The organism is Bradyrhizobium barranii subsp. barranii (assembly GCF_017565645.3).
In the GTDB taxonomy this organism is placed as follows: Bacteria; Pseudomonadota; Alphaproteobacteria; order Rhizobiales; family Xanthobacteraceae; genus Bradyrhizobium; species Bradyrhizobium barranii.
The window spans coordinates 213718-234561 of record NZ_CP086137.1 but is presented as its reverse complement, the minus strand read 5'-3'; the positions used below and the strand labels follow the sequence as shown (position 1 = coordinate 234561).

At 57.2% G+C, this 20844-nt stretch carries 19 protein-coding genes and 1 pseudogene; 5 read left to right on the top strand and 15 right to left on the bottom strand.

The window, feature by feature from the left end; all coding sequences use genetic code 11:
- Nucleotides 1–470: 470 nt before the first annotated feature.
- Entirely contained in the window at nucleotides 471–1880 is a 1410-nt protein-coding gene (locus J4G43_RS52760; protein ID WP_208089732.1) for a hypothetical protein, read from the top strand.
- A gap of 159 nt (nucleotides 1881–2039) precedes the next feature.
- Here the strand turns inward: J4G43_RS52760 and J4G43_RS52755 are convergent, their stop codons facing one another.
- A complete protein-coding gene (locus J4G43_RS52755; RefSeq protein WP_208089731.1) occupies nucleotides 2040–3602 on the bottom strand; it encodes a DUF8371 domain-containing protein in 1563 nt (520 codons plus the stop codon).
- Nucleotides 3603–4471: 869 nt separating this feature from the next.
- Nucleotides 4472–5739, bottom strand: a pseudogene (locus tag J4G43_RS52750) (IS256 family transposase).
- Nucleotides 5740–5919: 180 nt separating this feature from the next.
- Between J4G43_RS52750 and J4G43_RS52745 the strand changes: the two are divergent.
- Entirely contained in the window at nucleotides 5920–6339 is a 420-nt protein-coding gene (locus J4G43_RS52745) for a hypothetical protein (RefSeq protein WP_208089730.1), read from the top strand.
- A gap of 22 nt (nucleotides 6340–6361) precedes the next feature.
- Here J4G43_RS52745 and J4G43_RS52740 read toward each other — a convergent pair whose 3' ends face one another.
- The 6 genes from J4G43_RS52740 to J4G43_RS52715 all read right to left on the bottom strand — a co-directional run bounded on the left by J4G43_RS52740 (nucleotide 6362) and on the right by J4G43_RS52715 (nucleotide 10601).
- Complete coding sequence (locus tag J4G43_RS52740) at nucleotides 6362–7114, bottom strand: hypothetical protein (protein WP_208089729.1); 753 nt, start codon at nucleotides 7112–7114, stop codon at nucleotides 6362–6364.
- An 81-nt stretch (nucleotides 7115–7195) separates the two neighbouring features.
- Nucleotides 7196–7846, bottom strand: coding sequence for a UPF0149 family protein (locus J4G43_RS52735; RefSeq protein ID WP_063712394.1), 651 nt, complete (start codon nucleotides 7844–7846; stop codon nucleotides 7196–7198).
- A complete protein-coding gene (gene tnpC / locus J4G43_RS52730; protein ID WP_035681142.1) occupies nucleotides 7843–9393 on the bottom strand; it encodes an IS66 family transposase in 1551 nt (516 codons plus the stop codon). The genes J4G43_RS52735 and tnpC overlap by 4 nt, the downstream gene beginning before the upstream one ends.
- A gap of 50 nt (nucleotides 9394–9443) precedes the next feature.
- A complete protein-coding gene (gene tnpB, locus J4G43_RS52725; RefSeq protein WP_018273742.1) occupies nucleotides 9444–9800 on the bottom strand; it encodes an IS66 family insertion sequence element accessory protein TnpB in 357 nt (118 codons plus the stop codon).
- A complete protein-coding gene (gene tnpA / locus J4G43_RS56375) occupies nucleotides 9797–10219 on the bottom strand; it encodes an IS66-like element accessory protein TnpA (RefSeq protein ID WP_018273743.1) in 423 nt (140 codons plus the stop codon). The genes tnpB and tnpA overlap by 4 nt, the downstream gene beginning before the upstream one ends.
- A gap of 91 nt (nucleotides 10220–10310) precedes the next feature.
- Nucleotides 10311–10601 (bottom strand): hypothetical protein, encoded by a 291-nt coding sequence (locus J4G43_RS52715; RefSeq protein WP_208089728.1) that lies wholly within the window; start codon nucleotides 10599–10601, stop codon nucleotides 10311–10313.
- 120 nt (nucleotides 10602–10721) lie between these two features.
- Between J4G43_RS52715 and J4G43_RS52710 the strand changes: the two genes are divergently transcribed.
- Nucleotides 10722–11851, top strand: a protein-coding gene (locus J4G43_RS52710; protein ID WP_129557670.1) for an IS3-like element ISRj2 family transposase whose coding sequence is annotated in 2 segments (ribosomal slippage) — nucleotides 10722–10974 and nucleotides 10974–11851 — 1131 coding nt in all. Because the reading frame shifts where the segments join, the coding sequence is not laid out codon by codon here.
- A 78-nt stretch (nucleotides 11852–11929) separates the two neighbouring features.
- Here J4G43_RS52710 and J4G43_RS56370 read toward each other — a convergent pair.
- From J4G43_RS56370 to istA, 3 genes are all read right to left on the bottom strand, one after another.
- The gene (locus tag J4G43_RS56370) at nucleotides 11930–12271 is read right to left on the bottom strand and encodes a ribonuclease H-like domain-containing protein (protein ID WP_408581461.1); all 342 of its coding nucleotides are present in this window, start codon (nucleotides 12269–12271) and stop codon (nucleotides 11930–11932) included.
- A 259-nt stretch (nucleotides 12272–12530) separates the two neighbouring features.
- Nucleotides 12531–13292: an IS21-like element ISFK1 family helper ATPase IstB gene (istB, locus tag J4G43_RS52705; protein ID WP_011090937.1), complete on the bottom strand. Its 762-nt coding sequence runs from the start codon at nucleotides 13290–13292 to the stop codon at nucleotides 12531–12533.
- 18 nt (nucleotides 13293–13310) lie between these two features.
- Nucleotides 13311–14852, bottom strand: coding sequence for an IS21-like element ISFK1 family transposase (gene istA / locus J4G43_RS52700; protein ID WP_060907903.1), 1542 nt, complete (start codon nucleotides 14850–14852; stop codon nucleotides 13311–13313).
- 468 nt (nucleotides 14853–15320) lie between these two features.
- Between istA and J4G43_RS52695 the strand changes: the two genes are divergently transcribed.
- Nucleotides 15321–15872 (top strand): hypothetical protein, encoded by a 552-nt coding sequence (locus J4G43_RS52695; protein ID WP_208089727.1) that lies wholly within the window; start codon nucleotides 15321–15323, stop codon nucleotides 15870–15872.
- Nucleotides 15873–15924: 52 nt separating this feature from the next.
- Nucleotides 15925–16956, top strand: coding sequence for an IS110 family RNA-guided transposase (locus J4G43_RS52690; protein WP_208088065.1), 1032 nt, complete (start codon nucleotides 15925–15927; stop codon nucleotides 16954–16956).
- A gap of 419 nt (nucleotides 16957–17375) precedes the next feature.
- Here J4G43_RS52690 and J4G43_RS52685 read toward each other — a convergent pair whose 3' ends face one another.
- From J4G43_RS52685 to J4G43_RS52670, 4 genes are all read right to left on the bottom strand, one after another.
- Complete coding sequence (locus J4G43_RS52685; RefSeq protein WP_028154600.1) at nucleotides 17376–17723, bottom strand: DUF3024 domain-containing protein; 348 nt, start codon at nucleotides 17721–17723, stop codon at nucleotides 17376–17378.
- A 22-nt stretch (nucleotides 17724–17745) separates the two neighbouring features.
- Complete coding sequence (locus tag J4G43_RS52680; RefSeq protein ID WP_208089725.1) at nucleotides 17746–18306, bottom strand: hypothetical protein; 561 nt, start codon at nucleotides 18304–18306, stop codon at nucleotides 17746–17748.
- Between the two features lie 1223 nt (nucleotides 18307–19529).
- Complete coding sequence (locus J4G43_RS52675; RefSeq protein WP_208089724.1) at nucleotides 19530–19709, bottom strand: hypothetical protein; 180 nt, start codon at nucleotides 19707–19709, stop codon at nucleotides 19530–19532.
- Between the two features lie 283 nt (nucleotides 19710–19992).
- Nucleotides 19993–20835, bottom strand: coding sequence for a hypothetical protein (locus J4G43_RS52670; RefSeq protein WP_228411366.1), 843 nt, complete (start codon nucleotides 20833–20835; stop codon nucleotides 19993–19995).
- Between the last annotated feature and the right edge of the window lie 9 nt (nucleotides 20836–20844).

The window sequence follows — 20844 nt, the reverse complement described above, 5'->3', positions numbered from 1 at the left end:
TCTTATTGCGCTCGCGTGGTCCGCTTGTCGTTTTCCTGATCTGTTCTGTTTACCGACGGGCGGGGCGGCGGCGATTTTGTCATCTTCTGCGAGCTCGCTAACAACTTGCTGAAGCGAGATATCAGGGCCGCGCATTGAGATGCGATCGTCGAGTGAGATCGATATGGTTTGCGAATCTCTGACGCGTGACAAGTGGCCCCGCACGCAAGCGCGTGCTGCGGACTTCGCGCTCGGTCGTCTGACTTGGCGCCGGCCGTCTGCCCGACCTTGGATAACGCTGCCACTCCGCTTCCTTTTGCCGTCACGGGTGGTATGACAACGGCGGAGACGCCACCTAAAGGGCCGCAGTGCAGCGTTCGGTTAGTCGACGTAAACCGCGGCAAGAGCTTTGGTTTGGACAGTGGCAAGTACGCGCCCGATCCAAGCCGAGAAAGCGTCCGCAAGGTCACCTATCAACAGGAGACGTGAGCTTGGCTGTTCTGAATATCAAGATTTCCAACTGTAACAGCGTAGACCTGGCCGCGATCAGCATCACGGAGCAGGCCCTCAACATCAAGTACGGACCTAACGGGCTTGGCAAGAGCTCGCTGGCGCGAGCCATTGTGAGCCATATCAAGGCCGACGGTTCCATCAAAGACCTCATCCCCTTTAAGCATCGTGGCACTCCGGGCGCCGGAACTCCAACTGTTGAAGGTGCGGATAGCTTCAGATCTGCCCTGGTGTTCGATGAAGACTATGTCGACCAATTCGTCTTTCAGAAAGACGAGGTCGTAAAAAACAGTTTTGACATCTTCATCAGAACGCCGGAATACCTGACTGAGCTGGCCGAGATCGATGACCTGCTGTCTGGCATTCGACAAGCATTTGCGGACAATGCTGATATCGGGCAAGTCGTCAAAGACTTGATGGAGTTGCGGGAGGCCTTCGGTAAGCCGTCTAAGAGCGGTGCGTTGGCGAAGAACAGCAAGATCCACAAGGCCTTCGGTTCCGGAAACAAGATTGCGAACATCCCGAATGTGCTGAAGCCGTTCGAAACATTCATCAAGAGCAAAGAGCCTGCTAAGTGGATCTCCTGGCAGATCAAGGGTAACGAGTTCCTCTCGCTGGGCGATAATTGCCCCTATTGCTCGAGCACCCTGGCCGAAGCCGGGAAAAAGGATACAGCACTTGCCGTTGAGAAAGAGTACGATGCGAGCGCGGTCGGTCACATCAAAGCCAGCTTAAGAGACAAGACGACGCTGATGCTGACGCATGACATCGAACCGGCGATTGATGTCATCAAGAGCACGAGCAGCGTCTTTCAGGCAGCCCGACCGTCCGCCGCGTTTCTTTCATCTCGCGCTGGCGTGATCAGCGAAGTGCCAATACAGCGAGACGATATCCAGACCTTTGCAAAGATTTGTAAGGACAACATAGCGTTGCTGAGCGATCCTCTGCTCCAGGCCATCTATCTTCGACGCCAGTTCGAGCTACAAGACGATATGGGGCTGGAATACAATCTTCTCGCAAGCCTCTTCAAGCGGCGAGATGTTCCCACGATACAAAGCGCAACCGATAACCGGCCTATGACGGCTTCTGAAAAGGCCGAGGCCGAAAGCAAGATTTGTGTTCATTTGCCGGGGTTCGATTATGACATTCTGATCGCCGACACAAAGAGCGTAGCGACAATAAAAGCCAAGTTCCATGCCACCACGGTCGGTTACGAGAAGATTCAGCTTTTCCGTATCCTGGGTAGCGAGCATGATCACGACGTGATCAGGAAATTCATCAATGAGTCCTATCATATTGAGAACGAGTATGTGATGCAGCTCAATCCACACAGATTTGAAATTGTTCCCGAATATGTCGTTGAAGAGTGCACCCGGCTGCTTCCGGCATGACCTTGATCGAAGGTCCTCGACATATCTCGGGGTAGTCACTCGGCGGCTAGACGCGCAAAAAGCGGCATCTAGTAGTCGAGGCTCGACGTCGGCTTCATGGTGCAGGATTTCCAATCGAGAACGCGACATTGCGCGCCTGGCTCGTCAGCTTTTCGCCCTTCAGTTCGACGCGCTCGAACGGCGACGCGCATCGATATATATAGTTTCGAGCCAGATATTGGAGTTCGCCGAGCGGGCCGCATCACGCGCGGGCAGCACAAGCCGACTATAACGATCCTCGCTATCGTCGTCGAAACCAACGCAAACAAAAATACCGGAGTCGACGCCGTCCGATTGCATATACGACGGCAGTTGGCTCATTAGCCCGTGTTGGATTCTCGTATGATCCATACGCTTGAACTCAACATGAATGCGCGCGACATATCCATTTGAAAACTCAGAATCGACTGGCCCAGTACCGGTATCCGGTTCTCGTATCGCTGCAATGCCCCAGCTTTTAGCCAAGGCCCGTGCAACACTCATAAAGTGACGTTGGATACCGGCTTCGTCGGTATGACTATGCGAATCCGTCCAAAGTATGCGCCAATCGCCTGATTTTTCGATGCCTTCCTTATAAACGTTCAGCAATCCCGAGACAGTGAGCCATAAATCAGCTTTTGTGCTGACGGCGCCGTGAGCCATAGCATTGCCGGCTGGCGATGCGTTCGCACGTAGCACATTCCATTTGCCATATTCTGTCCGGTCCCACCCGCCCCATCGCGGAAGCGCTGCTGAATGCCCATGCGCCGCGTCAAAGTAGTACTGAACAAACAGAGGGTCACAATCACAAGCAACGACACGACAGGAGCACGCCATGCTCAGCGTGTCGCTTTGATCACTGTAGACGAACTTCGCCAAGCGAGATTTCAGCTCCAATTGCTGGCTCGCACTCAGGCCGATCCACACGCATAGAAGAGCCCAGAGCGTCTTCGGATTGTTTTGATCAGTCAAATCGAGCAAGAACTGGCCGATCGCAGGGCATACGTCAGGTCGAGTTCGGGCAAGGTGGGCTCCGATTTCGACGGCAATAGCTTGCGTTACCCAGCCCGCATCAGTGTCGGGAAGCTCCCAATGATTGCCGTCCTTAACTTGGTCTGTGAGCCAAGCTCTGCTCTTCTCGATCTTGGTACGTAGCTCCGCTTCCCATGAACGCGGAACGACATTAGATGGACGAGAAATTCGACAAGCCTCATCGTTGTGGGTCACCGTAATGAGAAGATTCAGAACATAGAGGGTAGACCACAAATCTGCGGCTCCGCCGGAAAACTGCGGGAAGGCACCGTTCGAGAGTTGCAACGCGATCAACGGCCCAATATTGCGCAAATCGTCGCCGTCGAATTGCTTTGCCAGAATGCGGACGTCGATTCCTATGGCCGTGTGGCGCACATTACGTACCCAAGCAGGAGCATTTTGGCTGGGCGCTTTGGAACCCGCTGCACTGTGCCACCAGCCGTCCGGAGACCTCGTTTTTTGGACCCAATCCAAATAGGTCGCGATCGCTTCGTTACCAGCAGCTCCCGTAGCAACTAAACTGAACGCTGCTTCGCTACTCGAGAAGCAATTCGGCTTTAATCTGGAAATTTCAAGGTCGCGCGCAGCGGTCGGCGATTCACACTTGCCCCATTCTCCATAGTTGAATTGGTCGGCCAGCAGCGTTTCTTGGGCGCGCTTCAAATTGTCCACTAGATGCCTCAGTCACTTGCGGGAAGATAAGCCGAACCACTTTCTTGAGAACCGATCCGTTATGCAAGGTCAGAGTTCTGATTATTCTACGTGCAGCTGCGTTGTGCCACTATCGGAATGATTAACAGAGAGTTCATCAAGCGTTGGGGGTTCAATAACTGTAGTATGTTGGTTTGCCAATGACAGCTTAGCCGCGATGACTTCGGTCATAGGCTAGGTCCGGCGCGAGTCCCTATATGAGGATTTGCGATTGCCCAAGTCCATGTCAGTTCTGGGTGAAAAACGGACGTCGTCTGGATGGATCGCAACCTAGGCTACTGGCGCATGTCAGACGGCAGACCTTGAACCGCTTTCAGGGGTGTCAGGTTGGTGAGGTCAGAAAGCCGCAATTCTATCTGGTGAAGTTTCGCAGTCTGCTTGGGCAAAAAGTGGCTACTTTGTCGAGCCACGGAGACGTAAAAATTTGGCACCTGAACGATGGTATGAAAAAAATACACAACCGATGAAGTAAGATGGGACGTTATTACCCATTCTCGATGGCGAGAGGATCTACCAGGCATCGTGTAACGATATCTTTGTTCTGGATCTGGGCCGAGGTACGATCGCCATGGGTCAAAAAGCGATTCAGGTAGAGGATTTCCGTTCGTCCCAGGATGGTGCGGCTGCGCGGGGTATTTCAACGCCCGCGCAACAAGCGAGACAATCAAAAGGGTACGGGCCCGTCGCAGAGCTTTCCGAGCCAGACGTCGTACTCTCCGGCGCAAATCTCAACGCATTTATACACAGCCATCGCAAGAATGATCTCGCGCGGGATCAAGATGCGTTCAGTATAAAAAGAGCTATGGCTGATTTTGGGTGACGCGGCCTGATCAGGCGGCGTGGCTTTCAGTGTTCGGAATGACTTCGATTCCGTCGATGAACTTTACACCGGCGATGACTTTCGGCAACTGGTTCGTGCTCTTCAATCGCCGCCAGGTCTTCGATGCGGCGTCGATGAGCTTGAACACCATCAGCTTCGCAGTTTGTTGCGACAGCGATCCCTAGTCCGCACCGTTCGGTGGCGCACCGTGGCGAAGACGCTCTCGATCGGGTTCGAGCTGCGTAGGTGGATCCAGTGCTCAGCAGGGAAGTCGAAGAAGGCGAGCAGCGCATGGCGATCCTTGATCAGGCACTCCACCGCACGTCCGTATTTGACGTGGTATTTCTCGACGAAGACGTCGATCGCGGTTTCAGCTTCGGCCCGGTGTGGGGCCAGATAGATGTTCCGCAGGTCGTTCTTCATGGGGCCCTGCACGGATTTGGCGACCTTGTCGAGTACGTTGCTCACTTTATGGCACCAGCATCGTTGGTGCCGCGTGCCGGGAAAGGCCTCGTCCAGTGCCTTCCAGAAGCCGAGGGCGCCGTCGCCGATGGCGAGTTGCGGGGCAATCCGTAACCCGCGTTGCCGCAGGTCGATCAGGAGTTCGCGCCAGCTCTGCGCGCTCTCGCGCACGCCGACCTGGAAGCCGATCAGCTCCTTCTTGCCTTCCGGCGTGGTGCCAATCAGCACCAGCATGCATTCGCTGTGATCTTCCATGCGGGCCTGCAGGTACACGCCATCGGCCCAGATGTAGACATAGCGACGCGCCGACAGATCGCGTCTCTGCCAGCGTTCGTACTCGACCTGCCAATCGGCCTTCAGGCCGGCGATCACCGAAGGCGACAGGTTCGGCGCATCCTTGCCGAGCAGCGCCGAGAGCGCCTCCTGGAAGTCGCCGGTCGAGATGCCGCGCAAATAGAGGACCGGGATCAAGGCATCCAGGCTCTTCGTCCGCCGCGCCCATAGCGGCAGGATTGCCGAACTGAAGCGGAGGCGGTCGCCTGGCCCGCTCGCTCCGCGGTCGCGGACCTTGGGACGAGCGACCTCCACCGGACCGATGCCGGTCGCAATCTCGCGCACCGGACCGTGCCCATGTCGGACCAGGCGCGCTCGACCGTCGGGCAGCGTCAGATTGGCCGTGCTGGCCAGAAACGCGCCAACCTCGATCTCGATCGCCCTGGCAAGCAGGTCCCGCGCGCCGGCACGAACGATATCGGTCAGTGGATCATCAACCGCGGACGGCTGACGGAAAGCAAGAACATTGGTAGTCTCGGTCATGGCGTATCGCTCTCCTCGAGAGGTTCTGGCAGGCTCGTCACCCGCCTCGATACGCCGCCTTCCTCACACCGTCATCACCCAGATTCCGCCATAGCTCATCCAAATACGGCGCGCCTCAATGGTATCAACACAATCTGCGCACACTTTGACTGGTTGCTCAATCGGAAGAAAGATGCGGGGTTGGTGCTGATCGACAGGTTTTCTGACCCGAATGTCGATGCACACGTGGTTGAGAAGATGGCGGTAGGTTTGAAAGGTATGCCGTTCTCGTCGGAAATGAAGTTGGACAATATAGTGGGCGTTCACTATTCCGCTGTTGGACAATCTCACTTTTCGAGCGTCTTGGACATTGTGATCGGTTCCTTGCGGTTTTCTATCAATGCTTTCACCCGGAACGAAACTAATAATCTTCCAACAGCAAAGAAGCTTCTCGGCTTAATCAAACCTTTGTTCTTCCGTGAGGAAGGAAAGGGGGCTGTGGCGGAGATAGGCTTTTGCTACCGACCCAAAGAAATCCGGATTGAGAACTACAAGTCCAAGTACCAAGCGCTCAAAGCGTTTCTAGTCGAAAACGGTATTGAAACCGCACAAGCAGTTTGACAGCTCGAAATTGAGGATTGGACTAAAATGCGTTTTCAGCTGTCCAATTATCACCGTCCTTAAGCGCAAAGATTGCCGCGTCGAATACACAGGGAATCACGCCACTTTTCTCGCACAGCTCCTGAATGCCATCGGAAACGAAAATATAGTAATTGATATCGCTTAGAGCTTCTGAGCTAAGACGAACAGGAAATTGAAATTCCTCATTGAGCCAATCGATCACTCGGCTATCTATTGGAATTTCGTACCGGGTCAGCCACAAAGACTGAAGCAGATTGCGAGATTGCTTGGGTCCAAAACCGGAAAAAGTATCTTGAATGTAGCGTGCCACGTCGATTTCCGTTACCCGGGATACGTTTGTTGTAAGACGATTGCATTCATTCAATGATCGGTCCCATTCTCCTTGTTCGAGCATTGCAAAGTTGTGCGAAAGTTGATCGGCGATCGTAGGCACATGTCGTATGCCCCGCCACTCGTTGAGTACTCTAGTGATAAGACCTTCCCTGTCATTGCTCTTGCTAATGATGTCGTATCCCAAAAGAAATGGCTGCTGACGGGAGAACCGAGCAACCGGACCATTTGGGCTGGAGTTTTGCTGCGAGGTTAGCCGCATACACACCATTTGCTGCCAGAATCGTGCTCGTCCAATCGGTTCCTTGACGGCTGCACAGTTCCGTTCGAGACGAGCTTTAACAAAAGCGTTGCCCTTTTGCTGTTCGATAAGTCGCCTCACACGCTGAATATCCGCGTCGGTCACTTGCCAGTGAAGTTTCATCGAATGTTGCTCGGCTGTGCAATACGATCAAACGTAAACGGTACGAGAGGCCCACGGAGCCACGGACTTGGTGCGGACGGCCTACGCACCGCGCTTGAAGCGTATAGGCATCCAGAACTGCCGGAGGGCCTCGACGGTTGCTGGAATGTTGCGCCAGGCGTTTTGGATGATGGGCTGCGTTCCCAGCGTGCGCCGGGCCGGGGGTAGCAAGGGTCGACCGGCGTCGTCGATGCAATGGACCAAGATCGGCCGCAGCATAAGGTGTTCGGTTCCATTCGGGGGGAGAAGCCGCGACCAGACGAGAAGCCGAAGCTTCATGACGGCGTAGAAGCCCATGCACCAGGGCTGCGGGTCGACTTCGCCGTCCGGTGATCGCACGAACAGCGGCTCGAAGCTCTCCGGTCTCGTCGACAGCGTCTCGCTGATAGCGTTGTGGCGCATCAGCGTGGCGGCGATTGCCGAGAACTCCTCGGTGTCGTGATTGAAGGCGTCGGGATCTACGCCGAGGAGCGGGCACACCCATTCCTCGGACGCCATCGAGACCGGCCCGGCGACGACCGCGGCCACCGCGCCATCGAGCATGGAGAGCGACGTCGCCCGCGGATGCCGAAGCGTCGGCGACCTGGCGCGCTTGCTGATCCATTGCCCGAGCCGTTCGAACGACATGGCATAGTCCGCCATCGTCGTCTTGCGTGCTTTTCGCGTTCCCCGCCCTTGCTTCGGCTTCGTCATGCCACGGCCCGCTTTTCGGCTTCGCGTGCGGCCTTCCAGTTCCAGGCCAGAAGTTCGTGAAGCTGGTTGGTCTTCGTGGCGCCGCTCACCATGCGATCGAGAACGTCGACGAGATACGCCTCGGGGTCGAGGCCATTCAATTTCGCTGTGTTAAGAAGCGAAGCGAGTATCGCCCAGGTCTCGCCCCCGCCTTCGTCACCACTGAACAACGAGTTCTTTTTTCCGATCGCAATTGGCCTGATCGATCGTTCGACCGTGTTGGTGTCCGGCTCGAGCCGCCCGTCATCCAGGAACGTCGTCAGGCCCTGCCAGCGTTCGAGCATGTAGTCGATCGCCTTGATGAGCGTCGAGCGGCGGGAGATCCCGTCCTTCACCGCGATCAGACGGGCCCTCAACGCCTCCATCAGCGGCTTCGTCTCGGCCTGTCGCGTCGCGCGGCGTTCCCCAGCATCGAGACCGCGGATCCTCTCCTCGATCGCGTAGACGGCCGCAATGCGCTCGATGACCTCCGCGGCGAAGGGTGAGTTCGTCGTCTTGTGCACCCTCACGAAGTTGCGGCGCGCGTGAACGAGACAATACGCCAGCTGGATCTGGCCCGACATCATCGCATCGCCCGCCAGCGAGGCGTAGGCGGCATAGCCGTCGACTTGCAGCACGCCTTCGAAGCCGGCTAACTGCGCCACGATCTCCTTTTTGCCGCGACCACCTGCGAACACGTAGGCGACCGCCGGCGGCGCCGGCCCCTTCCACGCCCGATCGTCCGTCGCGTGCGCCCAGAACTGGCAGATCCTCGTGCGGCCGCGTCCCGGATCGAGCACTGGCATCGGCGTCTCGTCGCAGAACAGCCGCTCGAAGCCGTGCATAGTCTTCAGTTGCAGATCGTAGAGGCCCCTGACCAGCCACGCCGCGCTCCCCATCCAGCGCGCCAGCGTCTGACGGTCGACGACGACACCCTGACCCGCCAGGATCTGCGTCTGGCGATAGAGCGTCGATTGCCAGGCATATTTGGCCGCGGCGATATGCGCGATCAGCGCCGTCGTTGCCATGCCGCCCTCGACGAGCCGCGCCGGTGCCGGGGCCTGGACAATCGGGCCCTCACAGGAGCGGCAGGCGTATTTTGGACGGATCGTGCGGAGCACACGCAGCCACGCGGGAACCCGATCGAGCGCTTCGCTGCTCTCCTCGCCGATCCGATGCATCTGACCCGTGCAGCACGGGCACAGCGTGGACGCCGGCTCGATCACCCGCTCGACCCGAGGCAGATGCGCCGGCAGCGCGCCGATGTTGCGCTTCGCTTTGCGCCGCTCCGGCCGCGGCGCGTCCGGTTTGTCGTCATTGGCCGGGAGCTGTGAGCCGGCGGTCCGTTCCAGATCAAACGCGATCTGTTCGGCGCAGACGATCGCCGCGCGCTCCGATCGTGCGCCGAAGATCAGGCTCTTCAACGTGGCGATCTCTGCGCGCAGATCATCGTTCTCGCCTTCGAAAGCCAGCACCATCTCGGCAAGAGCCGCAGGGTCAGAGGGGAGATCTTCGGGGCGAAGCGCCATATCGCAGAGCTACACGAACGCACTCGCAATCGCCAGCAAAACAAGACGCTTCAGGCAACCTTCGTCGGCCGCTTCGTCACCTTCGGGACCACACGCGACCACTCCGCAAGACCTTCAATCAGCATCGCCAGTTGCGCCCCCGTCACCGGCATCGTACCCTCGCGAACAGGTGGCCAGGCAAAGCCCCCATTCTCCAGCCACTTCGTCGCTAGAACCATTCCCGAGCCGTCAAAAACCAGTAGCTTCAAACGATCCGATCGCTTCGATCGGAAGACATAAACGTCACCGCTGTAGGGCTTGCCGCCTAATCCCTCCGCTACCAGCGCGACAAGGCCATGAACGCCTTTACGAAAGTCAATCGGCTGCGTCGCGACGAACACACGGACCATTGGACCGAAAGAGATCATCGCGTCGATCTCACCGCCGCCAGCACGCGCTCCAGCGTCGCGGCGTCGACGCCGACGGGCACGCGCACCGTCGCGCCCGCGATCATCACCTCGATCCGCTCGGCCGGATCCGTCAGAACATGCGCCTTATCGATCGCGTTCGGCTGCGCCTCGACGGCGGCCTCGAGCCTGACTTGCACGAACTGCGGCGCTTCGCTCGACGCGAGCCGCGCCTGGCGCCGCCACACACTGAGCAGTCCCCGGTTCACCCCGTTGCGTCGAGCCACCTCGGAAATGCTCGTCTCCGGATCGGCACTCTCGGCCACGATCCGCGCCTTCTCCGCATCGCTCCAACTGCGCCGTCGCCTCTCCCCTGTGATCACCTCGATCCGCTGATAGGAGGCGGCATCATGCCCGTCTTGATGTCTGTCTTGATGCATGGAACGAGCGTCCCTCGCGTTGTCAAATCCACGCGCGAGTCTCGCTCATCCCGTCCACCTAAACGAGGTGGGGTCGTCGTACCGCTATCGATCAAACGGCTTTCGGCAGCTCGTTGCTTTCCGCAGTGGACTCAAGCCTCGGGCGAGCCGCCAAAAAGGTTGCAAGCGAGATTTCGCTTGCCTCATACGAGGACCTAGAGAGCCTTCCGCAAAACAACTCGTATCTCAGCCAGACGCGGTAGGTATTGACGACGTCAGTTTCGCAATAGTCAGCGATTTCCTTGATTCGTCCTGCTCGAAAATACTGCTCAACTTCGCCGCCATGAATTTCATCTGGCTTTCCGGGAAAGCCGAGTATTTTGCTCAGTTCGTCAAGCTTCACTTTCGCTCCGGAACTGAACGAGGACAGTTCGTAGAGCTGGCCCCGCAAATTCGGACAGTAGCTTGAGTGGATTTTCTGCCTGACAGCGGCGAGGATTCTTGCTGCGAATCAGGAGCGAAGATGACGAAGAAGAGCCGCCGGACGCATTCTCCGGCATTCAAGGCGAAGGTTGCTTTGGCTGCGGTCAAAGGCGACAAGACACTGGCGGAGCTGGCGCAACTGTTTGATGTTCATCCGAACCAGATCACGATCTGGAAAAACCAGCTCCTGGAAGGCGCCGCCGGCGTGTTTGGGCATGACAAGACATCGGCCGAGACGCCGGTCGATTTGAAGGCGTTACATGCCAAGATCGGCGAGCTGGCGTTGGAAAACGATTTTTTGTCCGGCGCGCTCACCAAGGCGGGCCTGCTGAGCGCAAAGCGATGATCGACCGCGATCATGATCTTTCTATCGTGCGCCAGGCGAAGGTCCTGAAGCTGGCTCGCAGCACGGTCTACTATGAACCTCGGCCAGTTTCGGCCGAGGACCTTGCCTTGATGCGTCGGCTCGATGAGCTGCATCTCGATTATCCCTTCGCGGGAGCGCGTATGCTGCGATCGTTGCTGCGGCGGGAGGGCGTATACGCCGGTCGCCGCCACATCGCGACGCTGATGAAGCGCATGGGGATCGAGGCGGTCTATCGTCGCCCGAACACGAGCAAGCCGGCTCCGGGTCACAAGATCTACCCGTACCTGTTGCGCGGATTGAAGATCGAGCGGCCCGACCATGCGTGGGCAATGGACATCACCTACATTCCGATGCGGCGTGGCTTCGTCTATCTCGCGGCGGTCGTCGATGTGTTCAGCCGACGGGTCCTGGCCCATCGCGTCTCGATCACAATGGAGGCGGCCTTCTGCGTCGAAGCGGTCCAGGAGGCGTTGGCGAAGCACGGCAGGCCCGAGATTTTCAACACGGATCAGGGCAGCCAGTTCACCAGCCTCGAGTTCACCGATGTGCTGCTGGACGCGAAGATCGCCATCAGCATGGACGGCAAGGGCGCCTGGCGCGACAACGTGTTTGTCGAGCGGCTCTGGCGCACGGTCAAATACGAAGAAGTATATCTCCGCGCCTACGACAGCGTGTCCGAGGCGCGAGCGTCAATTGCCAAGTATCTGGCCTTCTACAATCAGGGACGCCCTCACTCGAGCCTTGACGGGCGCACGCCCGACGAGGCTTACTTCGGCACGCAAGCTATGGTGATGGCCGCATGACCGTCGCCGACGGTTTTGTCGTCGCTCTGGTCGGGCTACGCCCTCCCGACGCAACGACAAAACCGTAAAGCCCCGCGTTCAGCATAACCCGGCAGGAATCCACTTAAATCCAGCGGGGCGCTGTCCAAACAACCGGGGCCAGCTCTCGTCGCATAAGTCAAGAGCATCGGTGCTGTATCGCTTAAAATAGGCGCGGCTGGATAAGCCTGGCGCGGCGATACCATGCACCATGGCGCGATATCGTAAGACAGGAAGATCGAAGCTACTGCCATTGAAGGTAACAAGCTGAGGTCGTAGTTGAGCAATCCTGTCTACGAACGCAGCAATCAATTCGGGTTCAGTGCGGTCGCCAACGTGCGGAGCGCCGATGGCATCAACCGTCCAATGATCACCTTCGAGGTGAGCAACAACTGCCCCGATGCAGACGATTGAATGATAGATGTGCTTCGGAAATTTGTCGCCTATGGCATCCCGACTTCCTGAGCGGTCTTATCGCTGAGTCCGTTCGCTTTAGCGAAGCCAGACAAATCGGGCACCGTTTCTAAGTCCCAAACAATAACACTTGGCATTGTGCGCCTACGATGCGGATTTCACGGATCGTGAGCATCGATTTCGCGCGATCGTGAGCACTGAATTCAGACGATCGTGAGCAGCCCGCTACGGCCGATGGGAGATAGAGTCAGTGTTCTGGTTGGCCGTCAAGGGTGATGGTTTTGGCGCTGCGTTTTCGCATGCTTTCTCCGGTGAGCTGGAGGCGGTGGGCGTTGTGGACGAGGCGATCGAGAATGGCGTCGGCGACCGTGGGGTCCCCAATGGCTCCATGCCAGGTGTCCACGGGGAGCTGACTTGTGACGATGGTGGATGCGCGGCCATGTCGGTCCTCGAGGATTTCGAGCAGATCGCGGCGTTCCGCGGCGGTGAGCACCGATAGTCCCCAATCATCCAAAATCAGAAGCTGAGCGCGGCCGAGGCTTTTGAGGAGCCGGGCGTAGCGTCCGTCTCCGCGCGCGAGCGCGAGCGCCTCGAACAGCCTTGGAACGCGATGATAGAGGACTGATCGGTTGTCGCGGCAGGCCTTGTGGCCGAGCGCGCAGGCTAACCAACTTTTGCCCAGGCCGGTTGCCCCGGTGACGAGCAAATTCTCGTGGCGATCGATCCAGCGACCTTCGACCAGTTTGGCGAAAACGGCGCGGTCGATGCCCCGCGGGGTGCGCAGATCGACGTCCTCGACGCAAGCAGTCTGGCGCAGTGCGGCGATCTTGAGGCGCGTGGTGAGCCGCCTGGTGTCGCGTTCGGCGGCTTCGCGGTCGACCAACAGGCCGATGCGATCTTCGAACGGCAGGGCTTCGAGATCGGGCGATCGGCGCTGCTCCTCGAAGGCCTTGGCCATTCCGGTCAGGCCAAGCTCGATCAGCCGTTCGTGGGTTGGGTGGTTAAGCATGCCGGGTCTCTCCTTGCTTCAGTGGAAGTAGTCGCGTCCGCGGATATTGCCGTGGCGCAGGGGCTGGTGCTCGAAAGATTCGTCGAAGAACGTGCGATCGAGGCCGTTCTGGAGGATCGATCTAATCGAGGCGACGGAGCGCGCCTTGATGAGGATGCCCCTCCGGCAGGCTGCGTCGAGGCGTTCGGCGCCGTAGCTTTTGACGAGCGCCAGAATGCCAAGGCAGGTTCGAAAGCCTTGTTCTGGATGGGGCCGGGCGTCGATCACGGCCTGGAAAAACGCTGCTGTCGAAGGACCGATCCGCTCGCCGGCGGCGATCACCGCGGCGGGGGTCCATTTGCCGTAGCGGCGATGGGCGCTGGGCATGTGGTCGGCGATGGTGGTGTGTCCGCGTCGGTTGGGCGCGCGGGCATGGCTGGCGATCCGCTGGCCCTTGTGGAAGATCTCGACCGTCCGATCGTCGATACGGGCATCGACCAGCTCGCCAATCAGACGATACGGCGCGGAGTACCAATGGCCGTCGACCTCGACATGATAATCGGGAGCGAGGCGGCAGCGCTTCCAGCGTGCGAAGGCATAAGGCTGATCTGGCAGCGGGGTTAGCTTGGGTTTGTCGAGTTCGGCAAACAGTTCGGCGCGGCTTGAGCCGAAGCCACGCATTTGACGAGCATTGAGTTCGTCGACGAGTGTCTTGATGGCGGCGTTGAGCTCGGCCCGGGAAAAGAAGCGCTGATTGCGCAGCCGGGCCAGAATCCAGCGCTGGGCGATTTGCACCGCGACCTCGACCTTCGCCTTGTCTTTTGGGCGCCGCGGCCGTGCGGCGAGAATGGCCGTGCCGTAATGGCTCGCCATCTCGGCATAAGTGCGATTGAGGCCGGGATCGTAGCGGTCGGGGTTGCTGACGGCGGCTTTGAGGTTGTCGCAGACCACGAACGTCGGCGTTCCGCTCAAAAACGTGAACAAGTTGACGTGGGCCCGGATCCAGTCGGCCAAGCTCTCGCTGGGGCAGGCCTCGGCGTAGGTGTAGTTCGAAGCGCCCATCGCCGCGACGAACAGCTTCATCGGCTGCACTTCCCCGGTCAGCGGATCGACGATGTCGATGGTGTCGCCGGCGAAATCCACGAACACCTTCTCGCCGCCCAGATGAATCTGCCGCATCGAAGGTCGGACCCGCCCCTTCCAGGCCTCGTAGGTAGTGCAGAACCACGTGTACCCGAAACCGTCGGGATTAACGGCGCGATACTCCTCCCAGAGCAGGCGACGGGTTACGTTGCGCCGGCGGAGCTCTTTATCGATGTAGCTCCAGTCGGGCACCGGCCGCTGCGGGCTCTGAGACGCTGGTCGTGGGGCCGGGAAAAGCAAAAGCTCCAGGTCTTCATCGGTCATTCCCTCCGGAAGCGGCCAGCTCAACCCAGCAGAGCGGGCGCGGCTCAGGTAGCTGTGCACAACGCCGTTGCTGACGCCCACGCTCCGCGCGATGGCCCGCTCTGGCAGGCCTTGAAAATGTTTTAACCGAAGGACTTCCTTGATCCGGCGCATCGACAATCTCTGGGTAGGCATTGGACTTCCTCGTTAACCACGAGGTCATCCCTAAGCCGGTTGAGTTGTCGGCCGAAGCGCTGCAAGGCTCCGAAAGCCTTGCTCACGATCCCGCGAAATCGTTGCTCACGATCGTCTGAAATCTCTGCTCACGATCCCCTGAAATCCGCGCTCACGATCCCGCGAAACGCGCATACGAAATGTCGAAAGCCACTTCAAGTGACAAACATCGAAACAATACACGCAGGCGGGGATTGGTCAAAGGACCGGGGCAGGCAGGCAACTGAATGGTCGCTGGTATGGTTGCCTTTTGGCGGGTCGGAATGCCTTGAGGACGCGGAAAGTACAGCCAGCGACCATGCCAGATGGTTTGGAAGGCATCGGCGACAAATACGAGGTTCGGTGCCTCGCAGGATAAATAGTCATACACGGCATTCCCAGAGCATTTGATGAGGGCTGCCTTTGTCAAATGTTCAAAAGGGTCACGTCATGACGTCTGCTATCGGATTCTCAATCGATAATACTGACCTGCCTAGGCTTCTCGCTGATTGCGTCAAATCCCATCTTTTTCACTCCTCGCCAAACGTAGCGTCGAGTTGGGATGAGCTTTGGACGTATCCGCGCTATTTCGGTGTCTATCGAATTGGCGACGTTGAGGAAGTGTTTAAATTCAACCGCACGGACATTGATCGAGCAGTTGACGCGATGGCGGCTGCATGCGCCGAAAGCGTTCCGCTTTCCAGCGACGATCATCCAATCGATATTGGATCGTTTGTGACCGCTTCAATCGAGAAGGCGAAAGCCTTTGACATGGATATCGTGGAGGAATGGGTACGAACAAAGCATGCGTTGCCATCCTCGAAATTCTGTTCTGAGAACGCGAGGGAGGTGGTAAAATCCTACCTACAATACGGGTTCGAAAAACGATCGAATACCAAGAGAACCCTGGGGTCTCACTTCGTTTTCGCGTTCGTTGTGCCGTTGGCAGAGAAGGCGACGGACGAGAATTGGGTGTGGAACGGCCCTTCGAACCGGCTTTAAAAGTGCCTAACGTGGTCGCGTAGAGAGGGCGCCACAAAGGAAGGACCATTCCATGGAGACGATTATCACGGTGGGTTTGGATTTGGCCAAATCGATCTTTCAAGTTCACGGCATCGCCGAAAACGGGAAAGTCCTGGTCCGTCGCACATTGCGGCGATCGCAGGTTCTGCCCTTCTTTCGGAGCCTTCCAGCTTGCTTGGTAGGGATGGAGGCCTGCGGGACGGCCCATTACTGGGCGAACGCGATCAGCGAATTCGGCCACACCGTCCGCTTGATGCCGCCTGCCTATGTGAAAGCTTACGTCAAGCGAAACAAGACCGACGCAGCCGATGCAGAGGCGATCTGCGAAGCCGTGTCGCGCCCGACAATGCGCTTCGTGCCCGTCAAATCACCTGAGGAGCAAGCTGCCGGGATGGTTTTGAAGACCCGAGAGTTACTTGTTCGTCAGCGAAGCCAGACTGCGAATGCTATGCGTGCCCACATGGCGGAGCTCGGGATCATTGCCGCGACCGGCATGACCAGCATTGCCAAGCTCGTTGCCGTACTGCGCGACGATCAAGACAGACGCCTCCCTGCTTCGGCTCGAGCCGCGCTTCTGGAGATGGCCGAGCAAATCGAAAGCCTGACAACACGGATCGATATGCTCGACACCAAAATTGTCGCGGCCGTGAAGGCCGATGATGCCGCCCGTCGTCTGACGACCATTCCTGGCGTAGGCCCTATTATCGCCGCGACTGTTCGCGCCGTCGTCCAGGATCCGGCAGCCTTCCGAACAGGGCGGGATTTGGCCGCCTGGATCGGCATCACCCCAAGGGCGAACTCCAGCGGAGGGAAAGAGCGGCTCGGCAAGATCTCGAAGCAGGGCAACAAGCAGTTGCGAACTTTACTGATTGTTGGTGCGACGTCGATCCTCAAGCAGGCCCGCAGAGGCGTGAAGCTACCTGCCTGGGTCGTATCCATAATTGCGCGCCGTCCCTATAAGGTGGCCGCAGTGGCACTTGCGAACAAGATGGCGCGCATCATATGGGCGCTTCTCGTCAAGGGCGGAACCTATCAATCACCGACGACGCCGGTGACGGCTTAATCCACAATTCCCAGCGCCTTGGCGTTGGGATAAAGCGGCAAGGTGCCAAAGCGTGATGAACCCGAGGGGCGATACCCCGATGCCGATCAGACCGTCTGACGCAGTGCGCGACTGAGCGCGTAAAATTGATTAGGCGACCGGCATCGCGGATCTCATCGTGGCCAGCGGTCAATGACCGTGCGGATAGGCCGGACATATGACTGCACCGTCCGACGGTGATACACGCTGAAAAATACCTTGCTAACCGGGCCGTTCTATAGTCGAGGACTGTCAGCCAGAGGAATTTGAGCGCGCGGCATCGATGTGTAATCCCGACTCTATGAGTCACTTGGACGACAAGTCGCGAGCCAATGCCGCGAAGTACGGCTTCCGATTGTACGACTACGAACGTCGCTTCGTTCATTGAGACGCCAGCAGTTCTAGCCGAAGAAGCAGGCATGTTCGTCCTTCTCTACAACATCCAAGAAGGCTTCAATTGACGGCACCGTCAGATTTGGCTCGTAGCCGTGCCACTTGAGGTCCGCTCGTTGCCAGAAGACCTTCCAATTGCGAGCGCTCTTGTTGTACGTCGCTTTGGCGATGGGATTCTCGATCTTCCTGCTTGCATCCTTCCAATGGGGGCGGACCTCGTAAATCTCGACACTCTGGTCATCGATACGGAATGTCAGGTCGACTTGGTGGCGGACGTGCGGTCGTGGTCGTCGCCTCTGGACGAATTCGGCAACCATCTTCTCGCAGCGTTTGATCTCGAATTCTGAGAGCGTCAAGGAACGCAGCCTCCGTATTCAGCTATGGTACTGGAAAGCGACCTTTTGCAACCGCGTCAATCACACGCTTCGCATGGGCAAGCTTACGGAAAGCGGCGACTGACATCGCGGCTTTCTTCTCAGCAACGTTGATATCGTTTTCGCTCAGCTTGGCTGAAAATCGAAGCCGCTGCGCAATCTGCCACAGCTTCAGATCAGGTTCACGCAGCCGCAAGTCGTATGCTTCAAGGTCCGTCTTGAGTGATGAGACGCGGAATTGGGCTGAGACGGGATATTCTGCTTTCGAATCCTTCATCACTCGTTGCCCGCGTCCCCTCTTGTGCCGCTTTTGCAGGATTGTCTTTACGTGGCTCAATATTGCTCGCTTTGAGAATGTTAGCGGGATTGCAATGACAAGTTGTGATCCGTTTTCCCAACTGTCCTGAATTGCCGATATGTCGGATGGCAGGAGCGGGATCACGCTGCTTGTGACCGCGGGTTCGGCAAACAATCGAGCGCCACGATCTCCCGTCGTCCACCAAGTCTTGAAGTCCACCGCATGCACGTCGCCGAAATCCTCGTACAGCTCGGCTGTACTGCCCATTGCCGTCGCGCTCGCAGGTCTTGCGGTACCCCTCATGGCGACGGAGGAATTCCCACCAAAGATAATAGATGCTGCTTTCCCAATGAACGCCCGTGTCGCTCTCCCGTTTACGGAACAGCGGATGCTTGAACATGAAGTGTCTGAGAAAAGCAGGCATCGTCTGATCTTATCATTCGAAATCGTTCAAGCGCGTGATTACGAAAGATAGTCCAGAGTTGTCTGAGTGCCAACTGTCTTATCATTGGAAAATGCACGAAAACCGCGAAATGGGATAAAAACGCTGCCCGTGGCATCATCTGGAAATCAAACGCGCCCCGAAATCCCTTCGTGCCGGTTTTGATTATAAGAGGAATAGAATGAGTTACTTGCCTAAAGAACCAAACCTCAGTGCTGAAATTCGAATGATATTCGACCGCTATTCGTGCCGAAACGCGTTTGTCGTGTTCAATAACACTCCACCACAGCACGTAAATCCGATCAGGCGATCACCAAGACTGGCAAACAACGACAATAGTCCGCTTGCGACGAAGAAGAGGAGTGCCCGATAATGACCGCAACTCGTTTCCACCCCCGCACTTTGAACTTACCTGGTCACCAAGCCGCCAGACGGCAAGCCCGCTTGCCAAACTGGGTCAAGGAAAATTGGGGGTTCGAATCAATGATGCGCCGTCTCATTCGCGGAGAACTCTACGAAGAAGAAGCACGCGCGCTCGGTGTATCTAAGCAGCGTTACCGTCGGCTCCGTCGCCGTGCAATCCGGAGACTCTATGACCGAAAGTAGTGCCTAGTGCAGCGTCATCGAAGTGCAGCGGATCATAATCCGCTGCACCTTCCACTCGACAAGAGTGGCATCTCCATTGGTGTGTTGCTCATTGAGCGCAGGACTGCCGTCATTGTGCGGAGAACAGCCGCTGACGACCGCGTTCCGTTCAGAGAGGGGTCCAAGCGACAAGAATCGCATGATCGTGTGATTTTCGTAGGACCTCGTCTGTTAGCTTTCGAATAGCTGCTTGACGAACCTGATCGTTGTCCGAAGGGTTGACGGTAATCGCGTTGACTTTTCTGGCATTCGACAGAAGGCGGACAATGCGGCTGTGATCGATATTCATGGCTGCCACGGCTCTGGGCGTGCGATGACGCGGTCGATACCATGGCGGATCAGGTTCGAGACCGTTCGATATCGGGATGGGACGTGTCGTAGCAGATCGCTCAGGCGCTCTGGATCAATTCTGAAGCTCAAGACTTTTGTTTTGTGCATCTTCAATCCTCTTTTTCTCCCTAGCCCGCTTGAAGTCGAGCAAGTGCCAATGCAGTTCCATGGCTGATCTACGAACCTTTTCGTCGCCATGAAACAGTGCCGCAAACTGAATATCGAATAGGAACTCGTCGTCTGTTACAGCCATGTTTATAATCCGTTTGGTTTTGAAATACGACGGATAGCGATGCCATCCAGTCGGTCTATTTATGAATCGCTGCAATACAGCCGACGATATTTGCTGCAGAATTGCGCTGAGTTGCTGTGGACCGATGCGGACGCGACAGATCCCCGATCGTGGCTATGGCAGCTTTGCAGCTTAAGGGAGTTTGCAATACGTTGGATCAAATCCAACCAGAATCATATGCCATTGTCTGATGGTCGCCTCACTGCGTGAGGCGGCTCGCGAAGGCGAGCCGCTGGAATGGATGTCAGCTTTTGTGGGAGGTGTTGTCTTGCAGCTCTTCCGGCAATTCCTGTTGATCCCAGCCGTGCATTTCGTAGACCGACCGCCAAGCATTGGTCGTCGCCCGCTTTTCCACGAGTGCGGTCATTCGTTTGTAAGCTGCGCTATCGAACTGGTAGCGGTAGACGATCTTGCCCTGAATTTTCTGCTTTTTAAGCGGCTTGCAATTCAAACCGACCAGCTTGAGCAGCTGATTTAACTGGGTCATCGGCTTCGAGCGCACGTCGGCGCGGACCTCGAAGTCGAGGAGGTTTTCGACGATGGCTTTCTGCTTCAATATCGCGGCTGAGAACGGCTTCAGGTCGTCACTGGTCAGGGTTGTCGGCGTCCAGTTGCCGTCTTTCATCAGTGGCGTCTGGTGCAACAGATTGAAGATAGCGCGGGTAACTTCCTGCGAGGTCTTTAGGAAACGGAATCGCTTATCGAGTTTTGCAGCACCGCTAATATCCAGCTTGGAACGCAAATCGCCAGTCATTCCAGCGATTTCGTGGGTCCTCTTTGCGAATGCTTGAAGGTTCTCAAACCGAAGCACTGATTGGCGGTACTTGCCATTGTTGTCTAGTTTCATCAGCGATCTGGTTAGCGGTCGGCGGTAGAAAAGTTCAAACCACATTCGTTCTCGCGACCACTCCTCCGCGACTGTGACTTTTTCGTTTTCCGACAGCCGACCGTCGATTTCTTGGAATTCCTGAAAGGTAAGCGGTCGCGCATGGAGCAGGGCGTTCATACGCTTAGATTTGATGAGACGTTCGCCCAACTTCGCCAGATCGCGTCCTGTTTGGTTCAACGTTTCGTCTGGATCGATCAATTCGACGGT